Genomic DNA, 1,989 nt, shown 5'->3' with positions numbered 1-1,989 from the left:
GTCAGTACGAGATGACGTACGCCGTGCACCGACACCAGATGACGGGCAACCGCCCGGCCCAACTCACCGGTACCACCCGTCACCAGGACGGATCCATCGGCGTCCAGGCGCGGGGCTTCGGACGCCTTGGCCGTGCGGACGAGGCGGGCGGCCCGGATCTCCCCGTCACGGAGGGCGAGTTCGGGCTCGTCGGTGAGGGTGAGGGCCGGGGCCAGCTCGAGGTCGTCCCGGGCGGGGTCGGCGCCGAGGTCGATGAGGCGGATCACACGGTCGGCGTGCTCGGCGCGCGCCGCGCGCAGCAGGCCCCACAGCGCGGCGTGGGCCAGGCCGGTCAGGCTGTCGCCCGCGGCGCCTCCGTCTTCGGCGTTAACGGCGTTAACGCCGTTAACGGCGGAGCGGGTCAGCCAGACCAGCTCGGTCTGTTCCAGGCGCGGTTCGGCCAGCAGGAGCTGGAGGGTGCCGAGCGCGGCGGCGGTCAGCTCGCGGGCGTCGGCGGCGGGAGCGTCGCCGGTGGCGTCCACGAGGACGCGGGCCGGGGCGTCGACTCCTTCGGCGAGGTGCGCCAGGAGCGCGTCGGCGTCCGCGAACGCCTGCGCGCCGAGGGGGGCGGCGAATGCGGCGTCGCCTTCGAGGATCCAGGTCTCCCCGGCCGGCTCCGCGTCGCCCGGGGTCCGGGTGGGGCGGAACTCGACGTGGTACAGGTGCTCGGCCCGCTCGCCGGCGCGGATCTGCTCGGCGCTCGCCTCGCGGATGGCGAGGCCGCGGGTGCGGACGACGGGGTGGCCGGCGCCGTCGGCGACGGTGAGGGTGAGGTGCTCGTCGGCGCCGGAGGCGACCTCGACGCGTACGCGCAGCTCGGTGGCTCCGGCGGCGAGGAGTTCCACGCCGGTCCATTCGAACGGCATGAACACGCGCTGCCGGGCCTCTTCGTCGCGGACGCCCATGAGGGTGTGCAGCGCGGCGTCCAGGAGGGCCGGGTGGACGCCGAAGTCTCCGGCGCTCAGGCCCTCGGGCAGACGGATGAGTCCGTACGCGGTGTCGCCCTTGCGCCACAGTTCCGTCAGGCCCTGGAACGCGGGACCGTAGTCCAGGCCGCGCTCGCGGAAGCCCTCGTAGAAGCCGTCGAGAGCGACGGACTCGGCGCCCGCGACCGGCCACTGCGCCAGCTCGGCGAATGCATCGGCATCGCCGTCGGCCGGGACAGGGGCGGCCTCCGCGGACTCCGCGAGTTCGCCGGTGGCGTGGCGGCGCCATTCCTCGTCGCTGCCCTCGGGGCGGCTGTAGACGGTGACCGGGCGGCGGCCGGTGCTCTCGGGGGCGCCGACGGTGACCTGGAGGCGGACGGCGCCGTCCGTGCCGAGCAGCAGCGGCTCGGTGAGGACCAGTTCGGCCACACCGGGGGCGCCGACGTGGTGGGCGGCGGTGAGGGCCAGCTCCAGCAGGCCGGTGCCGGGGACGAGGACCGACCCGAAGGCCGCGTGACCGGCCAGCCAGGGGTGCTCGGCGAGGGAGATCCGGCCGGTGAAGAGGTGCCCTTCGCCGTCGGCGAGGGAGGTGACGGCACCGAGCCACGGGTGCTCGGAGACATCGAGGCCGACCCCGCGCACGTCGCCCGAGGTCTTGGGGGCGTCCATCCAGTAGTGCGCGCGCTGGAAGGCGTAGGAGGGGAGCTGTACGAGCTTTCCGGAGTCCAGGACGAAGTCCCAGCCGAGGTCGTGGCCCTGGACGTGGAGGAGGCCGAGGTTGCGGAGCAGTTGGGCCGGCTCGCCGTGCTGCCGGGCGAGGGAGCCGACGACGATGCCGCCGCGCTCCGCGCTGCCGTCGGTCAGCGGCATCGACAGCACCGGGTGGGCGCTGATCTCGACGAACACGCCGTGGCCGTCGTCCAGGAGCCGGTCGAGGGCGCGGTCGAAGCGGACCGGCTCGCGCAGGTTGCGGCACCAGTACGTGCCGTCGAGCTCGGTGCCGTCGGCGACCTGGCCGGTCACC

1 protein-coding gene is annotated in these 1,989 nt (G+C 74.6%); it reads right to left on the bottom strand.

Annotated elements, in window-relative coordinates:
• Positions 1-1,989 (bottom strand): polyketide synthase dehydratase domain-containing protein (locus AB0D66_RS34495; protein WP_362311092.1); only part of this gene is annotated, 1,989 nt, incomplete at both ends.

This window comes from Streptomyces sp. NPDC048270 (assembly GCF_040652335.1).
Classification (GTDB): domain Bacteria; phylum Actinomycetota; class Actinomycetes; order Streptomycetales; family Streptomycetaceae; genus Streptomyces.
Note: the sequence above shows the minus strand (reverse complement) of the source record. Positions and strands in the feature narration are given on the sequence as shown.